Raw genomic sequence first — 23075 nt, 5'->3', positions numbered from 1 at the left:
GTTTCGGTGGTCATAGCGTTAGGGAAACGCCCGGTTACATTCCGAACCCGGAAGCTAAGCCTTTCAGCGCCGATGGTACTGCAGGGGGGACCCTGTGGGAGAGTAGGACACCGCCGAACAATCTTTCAGGGACCCGTGGTCCAGCGTTCACGCTGGACCACGGGTCCTTTTTGTTTTTCATGCACCGGAGCGCGACCGATCGTCGGCTGCGCGAGAATGACTTGTGGTACCCCCAAGACAGGAGTCACACCGATGACCGCCAACTCACCCGACGACCGCCCGGATCGCGAACCGCGACGCAGGGACGGTGGTGACAGGGGCGGCTTCCGCGGCGGTCGTGACGACCGCGACCGTGGTCCGCGTCGCGACGGAGACCGCGGCGGTTTCCGTGGCCCGCGTCGTGAGGACGACCGTGGCGGGTACCGCGGCCCCCGCGACCGTGACCGTGACGACCGGCCGCAGCGCGACGACCGCGCCGCCTACGGCCGTCGTGACGACCGCCCCTCCGGTGGCGGCTTCCGCCGCGACGACCGGGACCAGGACCGAAACCGTGGTCCGCGTCGCGACGACGACCGCGGCGGTTTCCGTGGCCCGCGCGACCGTGACGACCGCGGTGGTCGCCCCGGTGGCGGTGGCGGCTACGGACGCCGCGACGACGACCGCGGCGGCTACCGGGGTTCGCGTGACCGTGACGACCGGCCGCAGCGTGACGACCGTGGTGGCTTCGGCCGTCGTGACGACCGTCCCGCCGGTGGCGGCTTCCGCCGTGACGACCGAGGCGGGCGCCCCGGTGGCGGCTACGGCAGCCGGCGCGAAGACCGCCCGTCCGGTGGCGGCTACGGCCGGGACGACCGGGACCGGCGTGACGACCGTGACCGTGGTCCGCGTCGCGACGACGACCGCGGCGGTTTCCGCGGCCCGCGTCGTGAGGACGACCGTGGTGGGTACCGCGGCCCCCGTGACCGCGACGACCGCGGCGGCTACCGCGCCCCCCGGCGTGAGGACGACCGGGGCGGGTACCGTCCCGCCCCCCGGCGCGACGACGACCGCGGTGGCTACGGCGGCCGTCGTGACGACCGCCCGTCGGGCGGTGGCTTCCGCCGTGACGACCGCGACCGCGACCGTGACCGGCGTGACGACCGTGACCGCGGCCCGCGTCGCGAGGACGACCGCGGCGGTTTCCGCGGCCCGCGTCGCGAGGACGACCGCGGTGGGTACCGGGGTCCCCGGCGCGACGACGACCGTGGTGGCTACGGCCGCCGCGAGGACCGCCCCTCCGGTGGCGGCTTCCGCCGTGACGACCGCGACCGTGACCGCGACCGGGACCGGCGCGATGACCGTGACCGCGGCTTCCGCCGTGACGACCGCCCCTCCGGCGGCGGTTACGGGCGCCGCGACGACCGTGACCGTGACCGCGGCCCCCGCCGCGACGACGACCGCGGCGGCTACCGTGGCCGTGGCCGGGACGACCGCCAGGGCGGCGGTGGGTACGGCCGGCGCGACGACCGTCGTGACGACCGGCGGGACCGCTCCGACCGGGAGCCCGTCAAGCGGCTGCCGATCCCGGACGACGTCACCGGCGACGAGATCGACAAGGACGTGCGCCAGGAGCTCCAGAGCCTGCCCAAGGGCCTCGCTGAGGACGTCGCGCGGAATCTCGTCATGGTCGCCAACCTGATCGACGAGGACCCCGAGCGCGCGTACGAGTACTCCCGTGTCGCCCTCCGGCTGGCGTCCCGCGTCGCCGCCGTGCGCGAGGCCGCCGGATTCGCCGCGTACGCCACGCAGAAGTACTCCGAGGCCCTGGCCGAGTTCCGGGCCGCGCGGCGGATGACCGGGAGCGTCGAGCTGTGGCCCGTGATGGCCGACTGCGAGCGCGGTCTCGGCCGTCCGGAGAAGGCACTGGCGATGGCTGGTGAGCCCGAGGTGCAGAAGCTGGACAAGGCCGGCCAGGTCGAGATGCGGCTCGTCGCCGCCGGTGCGCGCCGGGACATGGACCAGCTCGACGCCGCCATCGTCACCCTGCAGAGCCCCGAGCTGGCCTCGAACTCCGTGCAGCCCTGGACGGCCCGACTGCGGTACGCCTACGCCGACGCCCTCCTCGCCGCGGGCCGTGAGGACGAGGCGCGTGAGTGGTTCGCCAAGGCGCTGGAGGCGGACAAGGACGGTACGACCGACGCGTCCGACCGGCTCGCCGAGATGGACGGCGTCGAGTTCGTGGACGTGATGGGCGACGAGCACGAGCACGCGGCGGAGGATGAGGACGCGGACGAGTACGCGACCGAGCCCTCGGCTCCCGCCCCGGCGAGCACCGTCGAACAGCCCGCCGGTGAGCAGCCCGCCGTCGAGCAGGCCCCCGCCGAGGAACCCGACGCGGAGCAGGAGCCCGACGCGGACCGCAAGGCCGCGGAGTAGCACCAGCCGGCACGCGCAGAGCGGCACGCGCAGAGCGGCACGCGCAGACCGGCACGCGCAGAGCGGCACACACGCAGAGGGCGGGACCCCGGTACTGAGGTCCCGCCCTCTGCGTGTCCGAGCCCACCGCCCCCGACCGGGGCCGTGGGCCCCTCAGCCCAGCGTCAGGCTCCGCAGCACCAGCCCCGTCGCCGGCTTCGGCCCGAACGACGTCGACTTGCGCGGCATCGTGACCCCCGCCCGGGCCAGGTCGCGGACGACGTCCTCGCGGACCGGGTGCATCAGCACCGCCGTGCCGTCGCCGCGTTCCGCCTTGGCCACGGCCGAGGGGGCGTCGTGGATGTACGCGATGTCCGCCGGGCCGTCCGGGATGCGCCACACCTGGTCCAGCAGTGTCGCGTGCAGGACCGTCGCGTCCAGGGAGCGCCAGGCGTCCGGCGGCCCCGAGGGGACCGTGCGGGCGAGGAGGCCCGGGTCGGGCCGGTCCACCAGGTGGAAGCGGCCGTCGCCGGTGAGCAGGAAGGCGTTCCCCTCGGCCGCCGCGTGCCCGAGGGCGGTGAGGGCACCGGGCAGGGGCGTGCCCTCGTCGAGGGTGCGGACGCGCCAGGAGCCGGCCAGGGCGCCGAGGGCGGCGGGCACCGGGAGGCGGTGCAGGACCCGGTGGATGGCCCGGACCTGGAGCGGGTGGCGGACGGTGTCGATGAGGAGGACCAGGCCCAGGTTCCAGGGGCCCGGGTCGCCGTCGGTGTGCTCCGCGCGCAGGCGGAGGTAGGTCGCCCAGCGGTGGTGGCCGTCGGCGATCAGGGCCTGGTGGCGGCTGAGTTCCTGCTGGACGCGGGCGATGCCGGCCCGGTCGGTGACCGCCCAGAGGCGGTGCTCGAAGCCGTCCTCCGTGGTGGTGGCGAGGAGCGGGGGCCGCTCCGTGGCCTCGTCGATCGCCGCCGCCGCGGCCGAACGGCCCTCGTCGCCGCGGTAGGTGAGGAGCAGGGGCTCCAGGTTGGCGGCGGTGCTGCGCATCAGGGCGGCCCGGTCGGCGACCACGTCCGCCATCACGTCCTCGTGCGGCAGGACGATGCCCTCGGACGGTTCGGAGAGGGCGAGCGCCCCGATGATGCCCCGCTGGAGCAGTTCGCCCCGGCGCTGCTCGTATACGTACAGGGCGGGTTCCGGGTCGGCGGCGAGGACGCCCTCGGCGATCCAGCGGGCCAGGGTCTCGGCCGCCTGGTGGTTGCGTTCCGCGGCGGAGCCGGCCTGCGGCAGGATGAGCCGGACGATGTTGTGCGGGTCGGCCGACTCCAGGTGGTGCAGCCCGTCCGGCCGGACGACGACGTCGTACGGGGGCGAGGTCACCGCGGCAAGGCTGCCCACCCGCTCGTGGACGTAGCGCAGTCCGCGGAACGGGAAGAGGTGCAGGCCGCCGTTGGCCGCAGGACCTTCGTTGTTCATCAGGGCATCGTATGCGGGGCGGGCGATGCGGGATGATCGGGGGGAGCGGTCCCGGCCAGGGTCCGCAGCGGACGAAGGAGCGGTTAACCGATGAGTCAGCAGGGCATCCACCGGCCGGCCGGCAGCGCCACCGCGCTGCACCAGGCGTACGACACCGCCCTGCTGGACCTCGACGGAGTGGTGTACGCGGGCGGCGCGGCCATCGCGCACGCCGTGGCGTCCCTGGAGACCGCCCGCGCCCAGGGCATGCACCTCGCCTATGTGACCAACAACGCCCTGCGCACCCCGGACACGGTGGCCGGGCATCTGACCGAACTGGGCATCCCCACCGGCGCGGACGACGTGATCACCTCGGCGCAGGCGGTGGCCCGGCTGATCGCCGAGCAGGTGCCCGCCGGATCGCGGATTCTCGTGATCGGCGGTGAGGGGCTGCGGGTGGCGCTGCGCGAACGCGGTCTGGAGCCGGTGGAGTCGGCGGAGGACCGCCCGGCGGCCGTGGTGCAGGGGTACGGCGGTCCCGATCTGGCCTGGGGCCGCTTCGCCGAGGCGAGCTACGCCGTCGCGCGCGGAGTGCCCTGGTACGCCTCCAACACGGACCTGACGATCCCCGGGGCGCGCGGCATCGCGCCGGGCAACGGGGCTGCCGTGGAGGTGGTGCGCATCGCTACCGGGGCCGAGCCGCAGGTCGCCGGGAAGCCGCTGCCGCCGATGCACCGCGAGACGATCCTGCGCACCGGCGCCGAGCGCCCGCTGGTCGTCGGCGACCGGCTGGACACGGACATCGAGGGGGCGTTCAACGGGGGAGTGGACTCCCTGCTGGTGCTCACCGGGGTGACGGACGCGGCACAGCTGCTGGCGGCCGAGCCGCGCCACCGGCCCACCTATGTCGACGCCGACCTGCGCGGGCTGCTGACCCCGCAGCCCGAGGTGGCCGCCGACGGCGGGGTGTTCCGCTGCGGCGGCTGGAGCGCATCGGCACAGGGGGACGCGCTGGTGCTGGACGGGGACGGCGGGGCCCTGGACGGTCTGCGCGCGCTGTGCGGGGCGGCCTGGACGCGTGCCGGGGACGGCGCGTGCGGTCTCGACGCGGGGAAGGCGCTGGCCCGGCTGGGTCTCTGAACGGACGCCCGGCCCCCGGTGGAGTGGCCGCACGAACCCCGGGGGGTGCGGTCCCGGCATCCGGGATGCGGTCCCGGCCCCCGGATGGAGCGGCCGTCCGGCCCCGGGGTACGGTCCCGGCCCCCCGGGGGAGATCGGGAACCCGGAATTCAGCAGCCGGGCAGGCCAGGCTAACCTAACCGCGTGTTGGTCGAGAGCCCCCCCGAAGAGAGCGCGGTGCCCCCCGCCGCGGCCGCCACGGCGAAGCGGCGCGCCCTGCGGGCCGCCGGGCTCGTGCTGTCCGTCGTCGTCCTGGTACTGATCTGCGTCGCGAGTATCGCCGTCGGCGCCAAGTCTGTCCCGGTCTCCGAGGTGTGGGACGGTCTGTTCCACAACACCGGGACGGGCAACGACGTGATCATCCGGGACGTCCGGGTGCCGCGCACCCTGCTCGGGCTGGTGGTCGGCGCTGCTCTCGGCCTGTCCGGCGCGGTGATGCAGGCCCTCACCCGCAACCCGCTCGCCGAGCCGGGCCTGCTGGGGGTCAACGCGGGAGCCGCGGCCGCCGTCGTCTCCGCGATCAGCTTCCTCGGCGTCACCTCCCTGACCGGCTACATCTGGTTCGCCTTCGCCGGAGCGGCGGCCGTCTCCGCCGCCGTCTACGTCCTCGGCGGCAGCCGCAGCGCCACCCCGGTGCGCCTCGCGCTGGCGGGCACCGCCGCGACCGCCGCCCTGTACGGCTACATCAACGCGGTGCAGCTGCTGGACTCGGCGGCGCTGGAACGGCTGCGGTTCTGGACCGTGGGCTCGCTTGCCTCGGCCGACATGGACACCACCGTGAAGATCCTGCCCTTCGTCGGCACCGGTCTGCTGCTGGCGCTGCTGCTGGCGCGGCCGCTGAACGCGATGGAGATGGGCGACGACACCGCCCGGGCGCTGGGCGCGCACCTGAACCGCACCCGGGCCCTGTCCATGCTCGCCGTGACCCTGCTGTGCGGGGCGGCCACGGCGGCCTGCGGGCCGATCATCTTCGTCGGGCTGATGATCCCGCACGTGGTCCGCGCGATCACCGGCCCGGACATGCGCTGGATCCTGCCGTACTCGGCGGTCCTCGCCCCGGTGCTGCTGCTCGGCGCGGACGTCATCGGACGGGTGATCACCCGGCCCTCCGAACTCCAGGTCGGCATCGTCACCGCGCTCGTCGGCGGGCCGGTCTTCATCCACCTCGTCCGCCGCAAGAGGATGGCCCAGCTGTGACGGCCCTGAAGACGCCGGACCGCGAGACGCCGGCCCCGAAGTCCCCCGCCGCGCCCGCGCGATCCACCGGGACGGTGAAGGCGCTGCGCACCCCGGGCGGGTTCTCCCTGCGCATGGACGCGCGGGCCGCGCTGGTCGTGCTGCTGCTCGCGGTCGCCGCTGTCGCCGCCGCCGTGCTGCTGATCGGCAGCGGCGACTTCCCGATGTCCTTCGGCGAGGTCGTGGCGACCCTCCTCGGCAACGGGACCGCGGCCCAGGAGTTCATCGTCCAGGACCTGCGGCTGCCGCGGGTGCTGGTCGCCGCGCTCGTCGGCGCCTCCCTCGCGCTGAGCGGCGCCGTCTTCCAGTCGCTCTCCCGCAATCCGCTGGGCAGCCCGGACGTGATCGGTTTCGGCCAGGGCGCCGCCGTCGGCGCGCTCATCGTGATCGTCCTCTTCGGCGGCAACTCCCTCGCCGTCTCCGGCGGCGCGGTGGCCGGCGGTCTGCTGACCGGCACCCTCGTCTATCTGCTGGCGTGGAAGCGGGGGGTGCACGGCTTCCGGCTCGTCCTCGTCGGCATCGGCATCGCCGCCATGCTCACGGCCGTCATCCACTACCTGATCACCAAGGCCGACCTGGTTGACGCGACCCGGGCCACGCTGTGGATGACCGGCTCCCTCGACGGCCGCGACTGGGCCCAGGTGTGGCCGCTGGTCGCGCTGTGCGCGGTCCTCGGGCCGGTGACGCTGGCCCACGGGCGTCCGCTGCGGATGCTGGAGATGGGCGACGACGCCGCGTACGCGCTGGGCGTGCCGGTGGAGCGGACCCGGATCGTGCTGATGGGCTCGGGCGTGCTGTTCATCGCGGTCGCCACCGCCGCGGCCGGGCCCATCGCCTTCGTCGCCCTCAGCGCGCCGCAGCTCGCGCGCCGGCTCACCCGGGCGCCCGGCCCGAACCTGGCCGCCGCCGCGGTGATGGGCGCCGCGCTGCTGCTGGTCGCGGACTGGATCGCCACCAACGTCTTCGCCGACCGGCAGCTCCCGGTCGGTGTCGTCACCGGTGTCCTCGGCGGCGTCTATCTGCTCTGGCTGCTCGTCACCGAACGGAAGGCGGGACGGCTGTGACCCCGCTGAACACCCCGCCCGCCCCGTCCCCCGCGCAGAACCCCCGGCACCCCAGGAGTACGACCAGCATGCAGCGCCTCACCGCGGAAGAGGTCACCCTCGCGTACGACCAGCGGGTCATCGCCGAGGACCTGTCGGTGCAGATACCGGACAACTCCTTCACCGTGATCGTCGGCCCCAACGCCTGCGGCAAGTCCACCCTGCTGCGCGCCCTGTCGCGGATGCTCAGGCCCTCGCAGGGGCGGGTGCTGCTGGACGGGCAGTCGATCCACTCCCAGCCCGCGAAGAAGGTCGCGCGGACCCTCGGGCTGCTGCCCCAGTCGTCCATCGCCCCGGACGGGATCACCGTCGCCGACCTGGTGGCCCGCGGCCGGTACCCGCACCAGGGGCTGCTGCGCCAGTGGTCGCCCGAGGACGAGCGGATCGTGCGGGAGTCGATGGCGGCGACGGGCGTCGAGCAGCTGGGCGACCGCTATGTGGACGAGCTCTCCGGCGGCCAGCGCCAGCGCGTGTGGATCGCGATGGCCCTCGCGCAGCAGACACCGCTGCTGCTGCTGGACGAGCCGACGACCTTCCTCGACATCCAGCACCAGCTGGAGGTCCTCGACCTCTGCGCCGAGCTGCACGAGGCGCAGGGCCGCACCCTGGTCGCCGTCCTCCACGACCTCAACCAGGCGGCCCGCTACGCCACCCACCTCATCGCGCTCCGCGACGGCCGGGTGGTCGCGGAGGGCGCGCCGGGCGAGGTGGTCACGGCGGAGCTGGTCGAACAGGTCTTCCAGGTGAGCAGCCGGGTCATCGAGGACCCGGAGTCGGGGACCCCACTGGTGGTGCCGTTCGCCCGGAAGCGCGGGGCGGCGAAGGCGTTCTGAGCCGGGCGCCCGGACCGTGCCGGGCCGCCGCTCGCCGGGTGGGGGCGCGGCCGCGTCGTCCGCGGCGCGGCTACAGCAGGGAGCGCAGCCGCAGCAGATCGCGGACGCCCGCCTCCAGGCGGACCCGGCCGGAGGCCCACGCCTTGGCGAAGTTCAGCTTCCCGTCGACCAGGGCCACCAGGTCGTCGCCGGTCATCGCCAGCCGGATCTGCGCCTTCTCGCGCGGCGGGCCCTCGTGCCGGCCGGACACCTCGATCCGGCCGTTCTGGAGGAGGCCGGTGAACGTGGTGTCCAGGTCGGTGACATGGCAGCTCAGGGAACGGTCCAGCGCGGTCGCGCCGCGTACGCCGTCGTCCGCCTTCGCCAGATTGTCCGAGAGTCTGTCGAGTGCGTCGCGGCACTCCTGCGTGGTGGCCATCGTGATCGACGGTACCGCAGGGCTTCGCGGTAGCGTCTGGGCATGACCGACGCGACATCCGGCCCCGTCCCCGGCCCCGTCCCCGGGCCTGTTCCCGGGCCCCCGAGCGGGCCTGTTCCCGGGCATCCCGGACCGGCCGCGGACCCGGCCCCCGGCGCCGGCCCCACCACGCCCGTTCCCGCCCCGGACGGCGCCGCGCCCGCTTCCGCCCCCGGACCGGACGCGCCGCCGGAGGCTTCCGCGACCGGTCCCGCTGCCGGACCGGGTGCGGCACCGGCAGCATCCGCCGCCGTGCGCCCGGCCGAGCCCGCGGCCGAGCCGACCGCACGCGCTGCCGGACACCCCGCCGAGCCGACCGCCCCCGCCGTCGCGCCGCCCGCGCCCGCTTCCGGACACGCCGCCGGACACCCCGCCGAGCCGACCGCCCCCGCTGCCCCCGCCCCCCTCGCCGTCCCCCGCACCCCCACCGGGAACGCCGGCGTGGACGCCCTGCTGGACCGGCTGGCCGATGCCGACCACCTCGCCGCCGACGGCCACACCGAGGTGTACGAGGATGTCCACCGGGGGCTGCGCGACGCGCTGACCGCGCTCGACGCGCCGTCCGGCCCGCAGCCCCCGCAGCCCGGCCCGCCGGGCCGCCCGTCCGGTCCGCCGCACCACCGGCCGGACCACCGCCAGTACGACCACAGGAGCTGAACCGACCGTGGCAGGAGTCGCCCGACGCCGTCTCGACGCCGAGCTGGTACGCCGGAAACTCGCGCGCTCGCGCGAGCACGCCGCCCAGCTGATCTCCGCGGGCCGGGTCACCGTCGGGGGCAACACCGCGGCCAAGTCCGCCACCCAGGTCGAGACGAGCGCCGCGATCGTCGTCGCCGACGACGACAGCGACCCCGACTACGTCTCCCGCGGCGGCCACAAGCTCGCCGGGGCCCTGGCCGCCTTCACCCCGCTCGGCCTCGCCGTCGAGGGGCGCCGGGCGCTGGACGCGGGCGCGTCCACCGGCGGCTTCACCGACGTCCTGCTGCGCGCGGGCGCCGCCCACGTGGTCGCCGTGGACGTCGGCTACGGCCAGCTCGCCTGGTCGCTGCAGAGCGATGAACGCGTGACGGTCAAGGACCGTACCAACGTGCGTGAACTGACGACGGACGCGATCGACGGAGTGCCGGTGGACCTGGTGGTGGGCGATCTGTCCTTCATCCCGCTCGGCCTCGTCCTGCCCGCCCTCGTCGGCTGCACCGCCCCCGGCGCCGACCTCGTCCTGATGGTCAAGCCGCAGTTCGAGGTCGGCAAGGACCGCCTCGGCAGCGGAGGCGTCGTGCGCAGTCCCGAGCTGCGCGCCGAGGCCGTGAAGGGCGTTGCCGCCCGGGCGGCGGAACTGGGACTCGGAGTGCGCGGCGTGACCGCCAGTCCGCTGCCCGGGCCGTCCGGCAACGTCGAGTACTTTCTGTGGCTTCGGGCCGGGGCGCCCGAACTCGATCCGGCGGACGTCGACCGCGCAGTGGCGGAGGGACCTCGTTGACCACGACAGAAGCAGCAACGACACCGGAACGCGCACCGGAGCGCACGGTCTTCCTGCTCGCGCACACCGGCCGCCCGGCCGCGATCCGCAGCGCCGAGCTGGTCGTGCAGGGCCTGCTCCGCAGCGGCCTGGGCGTGCGGGTACTGGAGGCGGAGGCGGCCGACCTGCCGCTCCCCGGCAGTGTGGAGACCGTCCCCGACGCCACCCCGAAGGTGCTCGACGGCTGCGAACTGCTCATCGTCCTCGGCGGCGACGGCACCCTGCTGCGCGGCGCCGAGTTCGCCCGCGCCTCCGGGGTGCCGATGCTCGGGGTGAACCTGGGGCGCGTCGGCTTCCTCGCCGAGGCGGAGCGCGACGACCTGGACAAGGTCGTCGACCGGGTCGTCAGCCGCGCCTACGAGGTCGAGGAGCGGATGACCCTCGACGTGGTCGTGCACAGCAACGGCGACATCGTGCACCGGGACTGGGCGCTCAACGAGGCCGCAGTTCAGAAGGTCTCGCCCGAGCGGATCCTGGAGGTCGTCCTGGAGATCGACGGCCGCCCGGTGACCGGCTTCGGCTGCGACGGCATCGTCTGCGCGACCCCGACCGGCTCGACCGCGTACGCCTTCTCCGCCGGCGGGCCCGTGGTGTGGCCCGAGGTGGAGGCGCTGCTGATGGTGCCGATCAGCGCCCACGCGCTGTTCGCCAAGCCGCTGGTGACCTCGCCCACCTCCACCCTGGCGGTGGAGGTGCAGCCGCACACCCCGCACGGTGTCCTCTGGTGCGACGGGCGGCGGACGGTGGAGCTGCCGTCGGGCGCGCGGGTCGTCGTCCGGCGCGGCGCGGTCCCGGTCCGTCTCGCCCGGCTGCACCACGCCTCCTTCACGGACCGGCTGGTCGCCAAGTTCGCGCTCCCGGTGTCGGGTTGGCGCGGCGCGCCGCACTGAGCACGACGCGCGGACGGACCCCGCGCCCGCCCCGGCGGGGTCCGGGCCGCTCGGGAGAGTGAACGCAGGGCCGGGGTCCGTCGCGTTCGGCCCGGGAAACCTCGTATGGTCATGGGCGTGCTTGAGGAGATGCGGATACGGTCGCTCGGAGTCATCGACGACGCGGTCGTCGAGCTGTCACCGGGATTCACCGCGGTGACCGGCGAGACGGGCGCGGGCAAGACGATGGTCGTCACGAGCCTCGGGCTGCTGCTCGGCGGGCGCGCGGACCCGGCGCTGGTGCGGATCGGCGCCAAGGCCGCGGTCGTCGAGGGGCGGGTACGGGTGCCCGCGGGCGGCCCGGCCGCGCTGCGCGCCGAGGAGGCCGGGGCCGAGCTGGACGAGGGCTCGCTGCTGATCAGCCGGACGGTGTCGGCCGAGGGGCGCTCCCGGGCCCATCTCGGCGGCCGGTCCGTTCCCGTCGGCATGCTGTCCGAACTGTCCGACGAACTCGTGGCGGTGCACGGGCAGACCGACCAGCAGGGCCTGCTGCGGCCCGCCCGCCAGCGCGAGGCCCTGGACCGGTACGCGGGGGAGGCCGTCGCCCGGCCGCTCGCCGCGTACACGACCGCGTACCGGCGTCTGCGGGCCGTCGCCGCCGAGCTGGAGGAGCTGACCACCCGGGCGCGGGAACGCGCCCAGGAGGCGGATCTGCTGCGCTTCGGGCTGGACGAGATCGCGGCGGTGGAACCGCGCGCGGGCGAGGACGTGGAACTGGCCGCCGAGGCGGAACGCCTCGGGCACGCGGAGGCCCTGGCGTCCGCCGCCGCCCTCGCCCACGCGGCCCTCGCGGGCAACCCGGAGGACCCGGAGGGCGTCGACGCGACCACCCTGGTCGCCGGGGCCGGCCGGGCCCTGGAGGCGGTCCGCGCCCACGACCCGGCCCTCGCGGCCCTCGCCGACCGGATGGGCGAGATCTCCATCCTGCTCGGCGATGTGGCGGGCGAACTCGCCGGATACGCGGACGATCTGGACGCCGACCCGCTGCGGCTGGCCGCCGTCGAGGAGCGCCGCGCCGCACTCACCCAGCTCACCCGCAAGTACGGCGAGGACGTCGCCGCGGTGCTCGCCTGGGCGGAGGACGGCACCGCCCGGCTCGGCGAGCTGGACGGGGACGACGACCGGATCGGCGAACTGACCGCCGAGCGGGACGCCCTGCGCACCGAACTCTCCGGTCTGGCCCAGGCGCTGACCGACGCACGGACCGAGGCCGCCGCCCGGTTCGCCGGGGCGGTCACCGAGGAACTGGCCTTGCTGGCGATGCCGCACGCGCGGGTGTCCTTCGCGATCCGCCAGACCGGGACGGCCGACGAGGCCGCGGGTATCGAGGTCGGCGGCCGGAACGTGACCTACGGGCCGCACGGCGCCGACGAGGTGGAACTCCTGCTCGCGCCCCACCCCGGGGCCCCGCCCCGGCCGATCGCCAAGGGCGCCTCCGGCGGTGAGCTGTCCCGGGTGATGCTCGCCGTGGAGGTCGTCTTCGCGGGCACCGACCCGGTGCCGACGTACCTCTTCGACGAGGTCGACGCGGGCGTCGGCGGCAAGGCCGCGGTCGAGATCGGGCGGCGGCTGGCGAAGCTGGCGCGCACCGCGCAGGTCGTGGTGGTGACCCATCTGCCGCAGGTGGCGGCCTTCGCGGACCGGCAGTTGCTGGTGGAGAAGACCAACGACGGCTCGGTGACCCGGTCCGGGGTCACGGTCCTGGAGGGCGAGGACCGGGTGCGCGAGCTGTCCCGGATGCTGGCCGGCCAGGAGGACTCCGAGACGGCCCGGGCGCACGCGGAGGAGCTGCTGGCGACGGCGCGCGGCGACGGCTGACCCACCCGGGAGGTTCCCGCCGCGCCTCCCGGACCGGCCACGGCCGACCCCGGAGTTCCCGTACACGGGCGGTTTCACCCTTGTGGGTGATACGCGGAGCCGAGTTGGGGCGCGGGACACGGGAAGGACGTCTCATCGGTGCCGGAACGTGCGTACGCACTGGCATCCTTGGGCGCGTGACACAGCTCCGTACGGTCCAGGTACTGGGCGGCGGCAGCGCGGGCAGCGGCGCCCACGTCAGGTCGCTCGCGTCCGGGCTGGCGGCCAGAGGGGTGCGGGTGACCGTCTGCGCCCCCGCCGAACTCGACCGCGAACACGACTTCATCGGCGCGGGGGCGCACTTCGTGCCCGTACCCCGGCGCAACGACCCCGCCGGGGTGGCCGCCCTGCGCAACGCCTGCATCGGCGCGGACCTCGTGCACGCGCACGGCCTGTACGCCGGCGTGCGCGCCGCGCTCGCCCTGTCGGCCGCGCCCGCGCACACCCCCTTCGTGACCACCTGGCACGCCCGCCGCCCTGCCGACGGGCCGCGCGGCGGGCTGGTGCGCCTGCTGGAGCGCCGGACGGCCCGCGCCGCGACCGTCGTCCTGGGCACCTGCACCGAACTCGTCGACCGGGCCCGCCGCCGTGGCGCCCGGGACGCCCGCCTCGCCCCCGTGACCGTGCCGGTGCGCCATGCGCCGGTGTGTCTCCAGGACGGCAAGGTCCGCGCCGAACTGGGCGCCGTGGAGAGGCCGTTGCTGGTCACCGTCGCCCCGCTCACCGGGGGGAAGGGGTACGGGCCGCTGCTGGACGCGGCACGTCACTGGCGCGGGCTCGACCCCCAGCCGCTGGTCGTGGTCGTCGGCGAGGGGCCCGAGCGGGCCGCCATCGGGCGGCGGATCGCGGCGGAGGACCTGCCCGTCCGGCTGCTCGGCGACCGGGACGACGTGCCCGTCCTGCTGGCCGCCGCCGACGTGGCCCTCCTCCCGTCCCGCTGGGAGGCCCGCCCCCTCGTCGCCCAGGAGGCCCTGCGCCTCGGGGTGCCGCTGGTGGCGACCGCCGTCGGCGGAGTGCCGGAACTGGTCGGCGAGGCTGCCGAGTTGGTGCCCTACGGGGATGTGCCGGCGCTCGCGGGTGCGGTGGAACGCCTGCTCGCGGACCCCGACCGCCGCTCCGACCTGGCCTCGGCCGGGCGCGTCCAGGCGGCCGGCTGGCCGACCGAGGACGACACCGTCGCCCATGTGCTGCGGGTCTACGACGAGCTCACGGGAGCCTGACCCGCGCTACGGGCGGGGCGTGTGGCGGCGGGCCCGCAGGGCCAGGGAGAGGGAGAGGACCGCCTCCGGGTCGTCCAGGTCCGTGCCCAGCAGATCGCCGATCCGGGCCAGGCGGTTGTAGAGGGTCTGCCGGTTGAGGTGCAGCTCGCGGGCGGTCTCCGCCTTGCGGCCCGCGTGCGCGAGATAGGTCTCCAGGGTCGGCAGCAGCGCCGGGCGGGAGGCCGCGTCGTGGGCGCGCAGCGGACCGATCGCCCGCTCCACGAAGGCCGCCAGGTCCGGGTGGTCCCGCAGCCGCCACAGCAGCAGGTCGATGTCCAGGCGGCGGGCGTCGTACCAGGGCCGGTCCGTCAGGCCCTCCGCCGCCGTCGCCGTCTCCACCGCGTGCCGCAGCCCCGCCGCGGTCGCCGCCCAGGCCCCCGCCACCCCGACCACCACGACCGGCGGATGCCCGCCCGGCCGGTCCAGGCCCGCCCGCTCCGCACCGGCGCGCAGGGCCGCCGCCACCTTGTCGGCGGTCGCGGCGCGCTCCGACTCGGCCCGCAGGGCGACCAGCACCGGCACCCGGCCCTCGACCGGCCGCACGCCCACCAGCACCGGCACGCCCACCGAGGACAGTTCCTCCCCGACGACCCGGGCCAGCAGCGCCCAGTTCCCCGACGGCGCCTGTTCCGGGGCCAGCCGCATCACCACGGGCAGCACCGGCCCGTCCCCCGGCTTGAAGCCGAGGACCCGGGCCTGCGCGGGCGCGTCCTCGGGGGAGATCCGGCCCTCCGCGAGATCGGTGAGGAAGTCGCCCCGCCCGCGTGCCGCGAGCTCCTCCTCCTGACGGGCCTGCATCAGCACCACCGCCAGGATCGCGGCGGCCCGCTCGGCCGCCATCCGGTGCACCGGCGACAGCGGCCCGGCCACCGCCAGGAGCACCAGCCGCGCGCGCACCGAACCGGCCCCTGGCCCGCCGCCCGGCACGTCCACCAGCACCGCCCCCGTCGGCGGGCCCGACTCCCGGGCGGCCCGCCCGCCGCGCAGCCCCTCCCAGACCTGGAGCGGGTCGGCGGGGGCGGACTCGGTGTCGGCGGCGTACAGCAGCTGGCCGTCGGGGGTCTCCAGGAACACCGGGTTGCTGGTGAAGTCGGAGAGGATGCGCAGCACCTGCGGAACCCCGCCGCCGCCCAGCAGGGCCCGGGTGCACTGGCGGTGGACCTCCTCCGCGCGGCGCAGCAGGGCGTAGTGGTGGTTGACGATCTCGGTGTGGACCTCCTCCGTCACGGAGACGAAGGGGACTTCGCGGTGGAGCTGCACCAGCGGCAGCCCGGCGGCCCGGGCGGTGTCCACGATGGTCGCCGGCAGCCGGGAGAACCGGGGGCCCAGCTCGACCACCAGGGCGGCGATGCCCCGGTCGGCGAGCTGCCGCACGAAGGCGCGCTGTTCGGCGGGCCGGGTGCCGAGCCCCAGCCCGGTCGTCAGCAGCAGTTCCCCGCCCTTGAGCAGGGAGGCGATGTTCGGGACCTCACCGGCGTGCACCCAGCGCACGGTCCGCTGCAGCCGGTCGGCGCCCGCGACGACCTCCGGGAGCCCGGCCCGCAGCCCCGGCAGTTCAAGGGCCCGCTGCACGGTGATCCCGCCCTGGTTGTCCATGCTCCCGGACGCTACCCGGGCTGGTGAACACGGCGCCACCGGCCCGGTCCGCGGACCGGGCCGGTGGCGCCGTGTTCACCAGCCCGGCTGCCTTCGGCTGTGGCCGCCCCGGGCCCGGCCGGGCACCCGCGACGGCGCCCGTGGCCCGGTGCGAGGACCGGTTCCCCGGCGACGCCGACGGCCCCGGCGCCCACCCGGCCCGGGGCCGGCGCCGGTCAGCCCCCGTACGCGCCGGAGGCGGTCAGCCGCAGGGCCGTGTCGATCAGGGGGACGTGGCTGAACGCCTGCGGGAAGTTGCCCACCTGCCGCTGGAGGCGCGGGTCCCACTCCTCCGCGAGCAGGCCCAGGTCGTTGCGGAGGTTCAGCAGCTTCTCGAAGAGCTTGCGGGCCTCGTCCACCCGGCCGATCATCGCCAGGTCGTCCGCCATCCAGAACGAGCAGGCCAGGAACGCCCCCTCGTCGCCGGGCAAGCCGTCGACGCCCGCGTCCGAGCCCTCGGTCGGGTAGCGCAGGATGAAGCCGTCCTCGGTGGACAGCTCCCGCTGGATCGCCTCGATGGTGCCGATGACCCGCTTGTCGTCCGGCGGCAGGAAGCCCATCTGCGGGATGAGCAGCAGGGAGGCGTCCAGCTCCTTGGAGCCGTAGGACTGGGTGAAGGTGTTCCGCTCCCGGTCGTAGCCCTTCTCGCAGACGTCCCGGTGGATGTCCTCGCGCAGCTCGCGCCAGCGCTCCAGCGGCCCGTCGGCGTCCCCGGACTCGATGAGCTTGATGGTGCGGTCGACGGCGACCCAGGCCATCACCTTGGAGTGGACGAAGTGCCGGCGCGGGCCGCGGACCTCCCAGATGCCCTCGTCGGGCTGGTCCCAGTTATTCTCCAGGTACTGGATCAGCTTGAGCTGGAGAAGGGAGGCGTAGTCGTTGCGGTTCAGCCCGGTCATGTGCGCCAGGTGCAGGGCCTCGGTGACCTCGCCGTAGACGTCGAGCTGGAGCTGGTGGGCGGCGCCGTTGCCGACGCGGACCGGGCGGGAGTTCTCGTAACCGGGAAGCCAGTCCAACTCGGCTTCTCCCAGCTCCCGTTCACCGGCGATGCCGTACATGATCTGGAGGTTCTCCGGGTCGCCCGCGACCGCCCGGAGCAGCCACTCGCGCCAGGCGCGGGCCTCCTCGCGGTAGCCGGTGCGCAGCAGCGAGGAGAGGGTGATCGCCGCGTCCCGCAGCCAGGTGTAGCGGTAGTCCCAGTTCCGGACGCCGCCGATCTCCTCGGGCAGCGAGGTGGTGGGCGCGGCGACGATCCCGCCGGTCGGCGCGTAGGTCAGCGCCTTCAGCGTGATCAGGGAGCGGACCACCGCCTCCCGGTAGGGGCCGTGGTACGTGCAGTGGTCGACCCACTCGCGCCAGAAGTCCGTCGTGGCCTCCAGCGACACCTCGGGCTCGGGCAGCGCGGGCTGGTCGCGGTGGGAGGGCTGCCAGCTGATGGTGAACGCGATCCGCTCGCCCGGGGAGACGGTGAAGTCGGAGTAGGTGGTGAGGTCCTTGCCGTAGGTGTCGGCCTCGGTGTCCAGCCACACCGAGTCGGGACCGGCCACCGCCACCGTGCGGTTGCCGACCTTGTGCACCCACGGCGTGATCCGGCCGTAACTGAACCGCATCCTCAGCTCGGAGCGCATCGGCACGCGGCCGCTGACGCCCTCCACGATCCGGATGAGCTGAGGGGCCCCGTCGCGAGGGGGCATGAAATCGGTCACTCTCACCGTGCCGCGCGGTGTGTCGTACTCCGATTCGAGGATCAGGGAGTCGCCCCGGTAGTGCCGGCGGTCGGCCGGGGGCGGCGCGGAGTCCGCGCCGAACGCCGGGCCGAGCCGCCAGAAGCCGTGCTCCTCGGTGCCGAGGAGACCGGCGAAGATGGCATGCGAGTCGAAGCGGGGCAGGCACAGCCAGTCCACCGTGCCGTCCCGGCAGACCAGTGCTGCGGTCTGCATGTCTCCGATGAGTGCGTAGTCCTCGATGCGCCCGGCCACGTGCATCTCCAGTCGAACGGCCACGTCCGCCCCGCGGGGCGCGTACTGCGGTCTGCGGTTACTGCGGTCAAGGGTCGTTGACGAGCCGCGGCGGCCCGGAGCACCGTCGTGGCGGTGTCGCCACTCGACTGGTGTGGGGCCGTCCGCCCGGTCGGCGGGCTGATGACGCCGCCTGTCCGGTGCTGCTCGGCAGCGAGTGTCCGAGCAGGATACGACGCGCACAGGGGGTCCGCGCAGGTGTCCTGGCAACGTTATTGCGCCGAACGGGTGAGCGGCAGGTGGGGTGCGCCGAGCGGTTGTCCCGCCGTCCGGCCGCGGCGTGTCCCGGACCGTGTACGGCCGGATCGGCTGGAAGCGACGGTGCGCCGTCGCTGATACCCTGGTACCCCGTGGACCGGTGGCCGTCCCGAGTCGGACTCGCCGCCGAAACCGCAGCGACGGCGACCCCGCCACCAGGCCGGACGCCGGACGCACCCCACCACGCGACCACGGGAGCCCCCTCTTGGCGATGCCGCCCAACACCATGACGACCAAGCACATCTTCGTCACCGGGGGTGTCGCCTCCTCCCTCGGCAAGGGCCTCACGGCCTCCAGCCTCGGCGCGCTCCTCAAGGCACGGGGCCTGCGGGTCACGATGCAGAAGCTCGACCCGTACCTGAACGTCGACCCGGGCACGATGAACCCCTTCCAGCACGGTGAGGTGTTCGTCACCAACGACGGCGCCGAGACCGACCTGGACATCGGCCACTACGAGCGCTTCCTCGACGTCGACCTCGACGGCTCCGCCAACGTCACCACCGGCCAGGTCTACTCGCAGGTCATCGCAAAGGAACGGCGCGGCGAGTACCTGGGCGACACCGTGCAGGTCATCCCGCACATCACCAACGAGATCAAGTCGCGCATCCGCCGCATGGCCACCGACGACGTCGACGTGGTCATCACCGAGGTCGGCGGCACGGTCGGCGACATCGAGTCGCTGCCGTTCCTGGAGACCGTCCGCCAGGTCCGCCACGAGGTGGGCCGGGACAACGTGTTCGTGGTGCACATCTCCCTGCTGCCCTACATCGGCCCGTCCGGCGAGCTGAAGACCAAGCCGACCCAGCACTCGGTCGCCGCCCTGCGCAACATCGGTATCCAGCCGGACGCGATCGTGCTGCGCGCCGACCGGGACGTGCCGACCGCGATCAAGCGCAAGATCTCCCTGATGTGCGACGTCGACGAGGCCGCCGTGGTCGCCGCCATCGACGCCAAGTCGATCTACGACATCCCGAAGGTCCTGCACACCGAGGGCCTGGACGCCTACGTCGTGCGCAAGCTGGACCTGCCCTTCCGCGACGTGGACTGGACGACCTGGGACGACCTGCTGGACCGGGTGCACAACCCGGCGCACGAGGTCACTGTCGCCCTGGTCGGCAAGTACATCGACCTGCCCGACGCCTATCTGTCGGTGACCGAGGCCATGCGCGCGGGCGGTTTCGCCAACAAGGCCCGGGTGAAGGTCAAGTGGGTCACCTCGGACGACTGCAGGACCCAGGCCGGTGCCGAGAAGCAGCTCGGCGACGTGGACGCCATCGTGATTCCCGGCGGCTTCGGCGAGCGCGGGGTGGACGGCAAGGTCGGCGCGATCCGCTGGGCCCGTGAGCACAAGGTGCCGCTGCTCGGCCTCTGCCTGGGCCTCCAGTGCATCGTGATCGAGGCCGCCCGGAACCTGGCCGAGATCCCCGACGCCAACTCCACCGAGTTCGACGCGGCCACCGCGCACCCGGTGATCTCCACCATGGAGGAGCAGCTCGCCTATGTGGAGGGCGCGGGCGACCTGGGCGGCACCATGCGCCTGGGCCTCTACCCGGCCAAGCTCGCCGAGGGCTCGATCGTGCGCGAGGTCTACGACGACCAGCCGTACATCGAGGAGCGCCACCGCCACCGCTACGAGGTGAACAACGCCTACCGCGCGGAGCTGGAGAAGAAGGCGGGCATCCTCTTCTCGGGCACCTCCCCGGACAACAAGCTGGTGGAGTACGTCGAGTACCCGCGCGAGGTGCACCCCTACCTGGTCGCCACGCAGGCCCACCCGGAGCTGCGCTCCCGCCCGACGCGCCCGCACCCGCTCTTCGCGGGCCTGGTGAAGGCCGCCGTCGAGCGCCAGCAGGCGGGCGGCTGATCCGCAGGCGATACGGTTGACCGGGGTACGGGCCCACAGGGGCGCGTACCCCGGTTTCCGTTGGTGCACGGTGGAAGGACGCTTTCGATGACCCTCAAGGACACGCCCGAGGAGTGGCCGGTCACCTCGACCGCGACGCCGTTCCGGGGCAACAAGACGAGCGTCCGCACCGACAGCGTCGTCATGCCCGACGGGTCGGTCGTCACCCGCGACTACCAGGTCCACCCGGGCTCGGTCGCGGTGCTCGCCCTGGACGAGGAGGGCCGGGTGCTGGTCCTGCGCCAGTACCGGCATCCCGTCCGGCACAAGCTGTGGGAGATCCCGGCCGGGCTGCTCGACGTCCCCGGCGAGAACCCGCTGCACGCCGCCCAGCGCGAGCTGTACGAGGAGGCGCACGTCAAGGCCGAGGACTGGCGGGTGCTCACCGATGTGTACACCACCCCGGGCGGCTGCGACGAGGCCGTGCGGATCTTCCTGGCGCGTGACCTCTCCGAGGCGGAGGGGGAGCGGTTCACGGTCTCCGAGGAGGAGGCCGACATGGAACTGGCCCGGGTACCGCTGGAGGAGCTGGCGCGCGGGGTGCTCGCCGGTGAACTGCACAACACCTGCCTGGTGGTGGGCGTGCTGTCGGCGACGGCGGTCCTGAACGGCGAGGGTGTGGACGCGCTGCGGCCCGCCGACGCGCCGTGGCCGGCCCGCCCGTTCGAGGCGTAGGGCGCCCGCCCGGTCCGTCCGGTCCGCCGGGTGACGGGCCCTCAGACCTCCCGGTGTGACGATCAGTTGATCCGATCGGGGGGTCCGGGGTCCGTAGCCGTCCGTGCCGCCGGGAACGTCCCGGTCCGTGAACTAGGCTCGCAACGCCCGTGCGGAGCCCCGGCGGGCTCGGCTTGTGCGCGGACGGAGCGTGGCCCGTGACGGATCAGGCGCTGGACCCGGTCGGCCCCGACCGGACGGACGACGTCCGGTCCGGCCCGCGTGACCGCACGCCAGGCAGACGGCCCGGCTTCCTCGGCCGGCAGCGCGAACTCAAGTCCCTGCACGCCGACATCGAACGCGCCGGACTCGACACCCTCGCCGGCCGCAAGGCCCCCCGTGCCCGGGTCCTCCTCGTCGCCGGCCGCCCCGGCTCGGGACGCACCGCCCTCGCCGAGGAGTTCGCCCGCTCCGTCGCCGACCGCTACCCGGACGGGTTGCTGCGCGTCCGGCTGACCGAGCCCGGCGGCCGTCCCGTCCCCCTGGACGAGGCCGCCCGCGGGCTCCTCGACGACCTCGGGGCCGCCTCGCCGCCCGGCGCGGGGGAGGACGAACTCACCGAGGCGGTCCGCGAGGCCCTGGCGGTGCGCCGGGCGGTGCTGCTGGTGGACGACGCCCGGGACGCCGAGCAGGTGGACCTGCTGATCCCGGAGAACCCGGACGCCCTCGTCGTCGCCGTCGCCGAAGGGCCCCTCACCGGCATTCCGGGCGTCCGCCCCTGCACCCTGGGCGGGATGGACCCCAAGTCTTCCATCGAACTGCTCACCGCCTTCACCGGCGAGGTCCGCATCACCGTCGACCCGCAGGCCGCCGAAACAGTCGCCGAGGAGTGCGGCGGGCAGCCGGCCGCGCTGCTCCTGGTCGGCGGCTGGCTGGCCGCCCGGCCGGGCTCCTCCGTCGCCGACGCCGTCAAGCAGCTCCGGGCGCTCCCGGTCGACGGTGAGCACCCGCATGCGACGCGTCCCCTGGTCCGGGCGTTCCGCCTGGTCCACGAGGCCCTGCCGGCGCCGGCCGCCCGGATACTGCGGCTGCTCGCCCTCGCGCCCGCCGGCCGGGCCGACGCGCACACGGCCTCCGCTCTCGCGGGCTGCACGGTGTCCGCGGCGCGCGCCACCCTCGACGACCTGGCCACCGCCGGGCTGCTGCACCGGCGCGGCGAGTCGGGCTTCGAGGTCCCCGGCTGCCTCGCCGGGCACCTGCGCGCCCTGATGGAGGCCACCGACCGCCCCGCCGAGGTCCAGCTCGCCCGCGCCCGGATGCTGGAGCGGACCGTGCGCCGCCTCCAGGCCTGCCGGGCGATCACCGAGCCCGAGGGCAGCCCCGCGCGCCGGAAGCTGGCCGCGCTGCCGAGGGCCCTGCGCTTCGCGGGCGTCGACGAGGCCGCCGAGTGGCTGCGGGACGGCCGCCCGGCCCTGCTGGCCGCGGCCCGGCTCGCAGTCGACGACGGGGAGCTGGACACCCTGGCCCGCAGGCTGGTGTCCGCGCTGGTCAGGGCCCTGGCGGCGCACTGCGGCACGGAGGCCGCCGCCCCCGAGCTGTACGGGCTGCACCGCCTGGTGCTGGACGTCGCCGAGCGCCGGGGCCTGCACCGCGAGCGCGCCGCGGCCCTGCTCAACCTCGCCGACCTGGACGCCCGGACCGGCCGCACCAGGGAGGCCCTGGCCCGCTACCGGGCCGCCCTCGACGCCGGCCGGCTCGGCGGGGACGCCTACGCCACGGGCCGCGCGATGGAATCCGTCGGCGGCGCCTACCAGGAGCTGGAGGACTGGAACCGGGCCGCCGACTGGTACGGCCGCGCCCTGGCCCAGCGCCAGTCCCGCGGGGAGCACGCGGACGAGGCACGCCTCTACGGGCGGCTCGGCTCGGTGCACACCTACGCGGGCCGCTACGGCGAGGCGCTGCGCCACTGGCGGGCAGCCGTCGCCGGGTACCGCAGGCTCGGCGACGTCCCCGCCCGGGCACGGGCGCTCAGCGAGGCCGCGCGGGTGCAGGAGTACGCCGGCCGTCCCGAGGAGGCGCTGCGCACCTGCCGGGAGGCGGCCGAGTGGGCGCGGGAGGCCGGGGACACCCGCCTCCAGGCCGCTCTCCAGCTCAGGCTGGCCGACACCCTGGACCGGCTCGGGGACGTCTCCGCAGCGCAACTGCACCGCCACGCAGCGGAAAGGCTCCTTGGAGAGGAGGGTGCAGCCTACGAAATCCGCAGTGGTTCCGAAGAAGATTAATGCTTTGCAAGGCTAGACAGCGGGAAGTCCTTCATTAGACTGGTCGGGCCGCGTGTTCACGTGGTGTGTCCCGGTGCGCCCAGGTGCGTCTGGGTATCCATGGCATTGACCGC

18 protein-coding genes and 1 rRNA gene are annotated in these 23075 nt (G+C 74.7%); 15 read left to right on the top strand and 4 right to left on the bottom strand.

Going from position 1 to position 23075, the window contains the following annotated elements; translation table 11 throughout:
• Positions 1–2 precede the first annotated feature (2 nt).
• The 3 genes from rrf (at position 3) to C593_RS32610 (ending at position 2415) form a co-directional block, all read left to right on the top strand.
• Positions 3–119 (top strand): 5S ribosomal RNA (gene rrf, locus C593_RS0120330).
• Positions 120–337: 218 nt separating this feature from the next.
• Positions 338–1678: a hypothetical protein gene (locus tag C593_RS33405; RefSeq protein WP_199790068.1), complete on the top strand. Its 1341-nt coding sequence runs from the start codon at positions 338–340 to the stop codon at positions 1676–1678.
• Positions 1600–2415, top strand: coding sequence for a tetratricopeptide repeat protein (locus C593_RS32610; protein WP_037746404.1), 816 nt, complete (start codon positions 1600–1602; stop codon positions 2413–2415). Before C593_RS33405 ends, C593_RS32610 begins: the two co-directional genes overlap by 79 nt.
• Positions 2416–2568: 153 nt before the next feature.
• On the opposite strand, the gene C593_RS0120320 is transcribed toward C593_RS32610, so the two are convergent.
• On the bottom strand, positions 2569–3861 hold the full coding sequence (locus tag C593_RS0120320; RefSeq protein WP_018849148.1) for a DUF1015 domain-containing protein: 1293 nt from the start codon (positions 3859–3861) through the stop codon (positions 2569–2571).
• Between the two features lie 90 nt (positions 3862–3951).
• Here C593_RS0120320 and C593_RS0120315 point away from each other — a divergent pair, with 90 nt between their 5' ends.
• The 4 genes from C593_RS0120315 (at position 3952) to C593_RS0120300 (ending at position 8191) form a co-directional block, all read left to right on the top strand.
• Positions 3952–4980, top strand: a complete 1029-nt coding sequence (locus C593_RS0120315; protein WP_018849147.1) for an HAD-IIA family hydrolase — start codon at positions 3952–3954, stop codon at positions 4978–4980.
• 276 nt (positions 4981–5256) lie between these two features.
• On the top strand, positions 5257–6216 hold the full coding sequence (locus tag C593_RS0120310; RefSeq protein ID WP_026277888.1) for an iron chelate uptake ABC transporter family permease subunit: 960 nt from the start codon (positions 5257–5259) through the stop codon (positions 6214–6216).
• 113 nt (positions 6217–6329) lie between these two features.
• A complete protein-coding gene (locus tag C593_RS0120305; protein WP_078521690.1) occupies positions 6330–7319 on the top strand; it encodes an iron chelate uptake ABC transporter family permease subunit in 990 nt (329 codons plus the stop codon).
• Between the two features lie 68 nt (positions 7320–7387).
• Positions 7388–8191 (top strand): ABC transporter ATP-binding protein, encoded by an 804-nt coding sequence (locus tag C593_RS0120300; protein ID WP_018849144.1) that lies wholly within the window; start codon positions 7388–7390, stop codon positions 8189–8191.
• A 70-nt stretch (positions 8192–8261) separates the two neighbouring features.
• Here C593_RS0120300 and C593_RS0120295 read toward each other — a convergent pair whose 3' ends face one another.
• A complete protein-coding gene (locus C593_RS0120295; protein WP_018849143.1) occupies positions 8262–8609 on the bottom strand; it encodes an SCP2 sterol-binding domain-containing protein in 348 nt (115 codons plus the stop codon).
• 291 nt (positions 8610–8900) lie between these two features.
• Here C593_RS0120295 and C593_RS0120290 point away from each other — a divergent pair, with 291 nt between their 5' ends.
• From C593_RS0120290 to C593_RS0120270, 5 genes are all read left to right on the top strand, one after another.
• Positions 8901–9305, top strand: a complete 405-nt coding sequence (locus tag C593_RS0120290) for a hypothetical protein (RefSeq protein ID WP_018849142.1) — start codon at positions 8901–8903, stop codon at positions 9303–9305.
• Positions 9306–9312: 7 nt separating this feature from the next.
• Complete coding sequence (locus C593_RS0120285) at positions 9313–10128, top strand: TlyA family RNA methyltransferase (protein ID WP_018849141.1); 816 nt, start codon at positions 9313–9315, stop codon at positions 10126–10128.
• Positions 10125–11057 carry an NAD kinase gene (locus tag C593_RS0120280; protein WP_018849140.1) on the top strand — a complete coding sequence of 311 codons (933 nt, stop codon included), beginning with the start codon at positions 10125–10127 and terminating at the stop codon, positions 11055–11057. Before C593_RS0120285 ends, C593_RS0120280 begins: the two co-directional genes overlap by 4 nt.
• 111 nt (positions 11058–11168) lie before the next feature.
• A complete protein-coding gene (recN, locus tag C593_RS0120275; RefSeq protein ID WP_026277887.1) occupies positions 11169–12914 on the top strand; it encodes a DNA repair protein RecN in 1746 nt (581 codons plus the stop codon).
• A gap of 176 nt (positions 12915–13090) precedes the next feature.
• Positions 13091–14173 carry a glycosyltransferase family 4 protein gene (locus C593_RS0120270; protein ID WP_018849138.1) on the top strand — a complete coding sequence of 361 codons (1083 nt, stop codon included), beginning with the start codon at positions 13091–13093 and terminating at the stop codon, positions 14171–14173.
• A gap of 6 nt (positions 14174–14179) precedes the next feature.
• Here the strand turns inward: C593_RS0120270 and C593_RS0120265 are convergent, their stop codons facing one another.
• Together C593_RS0120265 and C593_RS0120260 are read right to left on the bottom strand one after the other, a co-directional pair.
• Positions 14180–15808, bottom strand: a complete 1629-nt coding sequence (locus C593_RS0120265; RefSeq protein ID WP_018849137.1) for a PucR family transcriptional regulator — start codon at positions 15806–15808, stop codon at positions 14180–14182.
• Positions 15809–16023: 215 nt separating this feature from the next.
• On the bottom strand, positions 16024–17826 hold the full coding sequence (locus C593_RS0120260; RefSeq protein ID WP_018849136.1) for a glycoside hydrolase family 15 protein: 1803 nt from the start codon (positions 17824–17826) through the stop codon (positions 16024–16026).
• Positions 17827–18334: 508 nt separating this feature from the next.
• On the opposite strand from C593_RS0120260, the gene pyrG reads away from it, so the two are divergent.
• The 3 genes from pyrG to C593_RS0120245 all read left to right on the top strand — a co-directional run bounded on the left by pyrG (position 18335) and on the right by C593_RS0120245 (position 22962).
• The gene (gene pyrG / locus C593_RS0120255; protein ID WP_018849135.1) at positions 18335–19987 is read left to right on the top strand and encodes a CTP synthase; all 1653 of its coding nucleotides are present in this window, start codon (positions 18335–18337) and stop codon (positions 19985–19987) included.
• Positions 19988–20074: 87 nt separating this feature from the next.
• Positions 20075–20701, top strand: a complete 627-nt coding sequence (locus C593_RS0120250; protein ID WP_018849134.1) for an NUDIX hydrolase — start codon at positions 20075–20077, stop codon at positions 20699–20701.
• A gap of 197 nt (positions 20702–20898) precedes the next feature.
• Positions 20899–22962, top strand: coding sequence for a tetratricopeptide repeat protein (locus C593_RS0120245; RefSeq protein ID WP_018849133.1), 2064 nt, complete (start codon positions 20899–20901; stop codon positions 22960–22962).
• Positions 22963–23075 lie beyond the last annotated feature (113 nt).

It is taken from the genome of Streptomyces sp. CNT372 (assembly GCF_000377145.1).
This window is presented reverse-complemented; position numbering and strand designations above follow the sequence as displayed.

Bases quoted from the DNA above. Each gene is read 5' to 3' on its own strand.
- C593_RS0120320 (WP_018849148.1), bottom strand. From the start codon at position 3,861: ATGAACAACGAAGGTCCTGCGGCCAACGGCGGCCTGCACCTCTTCCCG.
- C593_RS0120315 (WP_018849147.1), top strand. From the start codon at position 3,952: ATGAGTCAGCAGGGCATCCACCGGCCGGCCGGCAGCGCCACCGCGCTG.
- C593_RS0120305 (WP_078521690.1), top strand. From the start codon at position 6,330: ATGGACGCGCGGGCCGCGCTGGTCGTGCTGCTGCTCGCGGTCGCCGCT.
- C593_RS0120300 (WP_018849144.1), top strand. From the start codon at position 7,388: ATGCAGCGCCTCACCGCGGAAGAGGTCACCCTCGCGTACGACCAGCGG.
- C593_RS0120295 (WP_018849143.1), bottom strand. From the start codon at position 8,609: ATGGCCACCACGCAGGAGTGCCGCGACGCACTCGACAGACTCTCGGAC.
- recN (WP_026277887.1), top strand. From the start codon at position 11,169: ATGGGCGTGCTTGAGGAGATGCGGATACGGTCGCTCGGAGTCATCGAC.
- C593_RS0120265 (WP_018849137.1), bottom strand. From the start codon at position 15,808: ATGGACAACCAGGGCGGGATCACCGTGCAGCGGGCCCTTGAACTGCCG.
- pyrG (WP_018849135.1), top strand. From the start codon at position 18,335: ATGCCGCCCAACACCATGACGACCAAGCACATCTTCGTCACCGGGGGT.
- C593_RS0120250 (WP_018849134.1), top strand. From the start codon at position 20,075: ATGACCCTCAAGGACACGCCCGAGGAGTGGCCGGTCACCTCGACCGCG.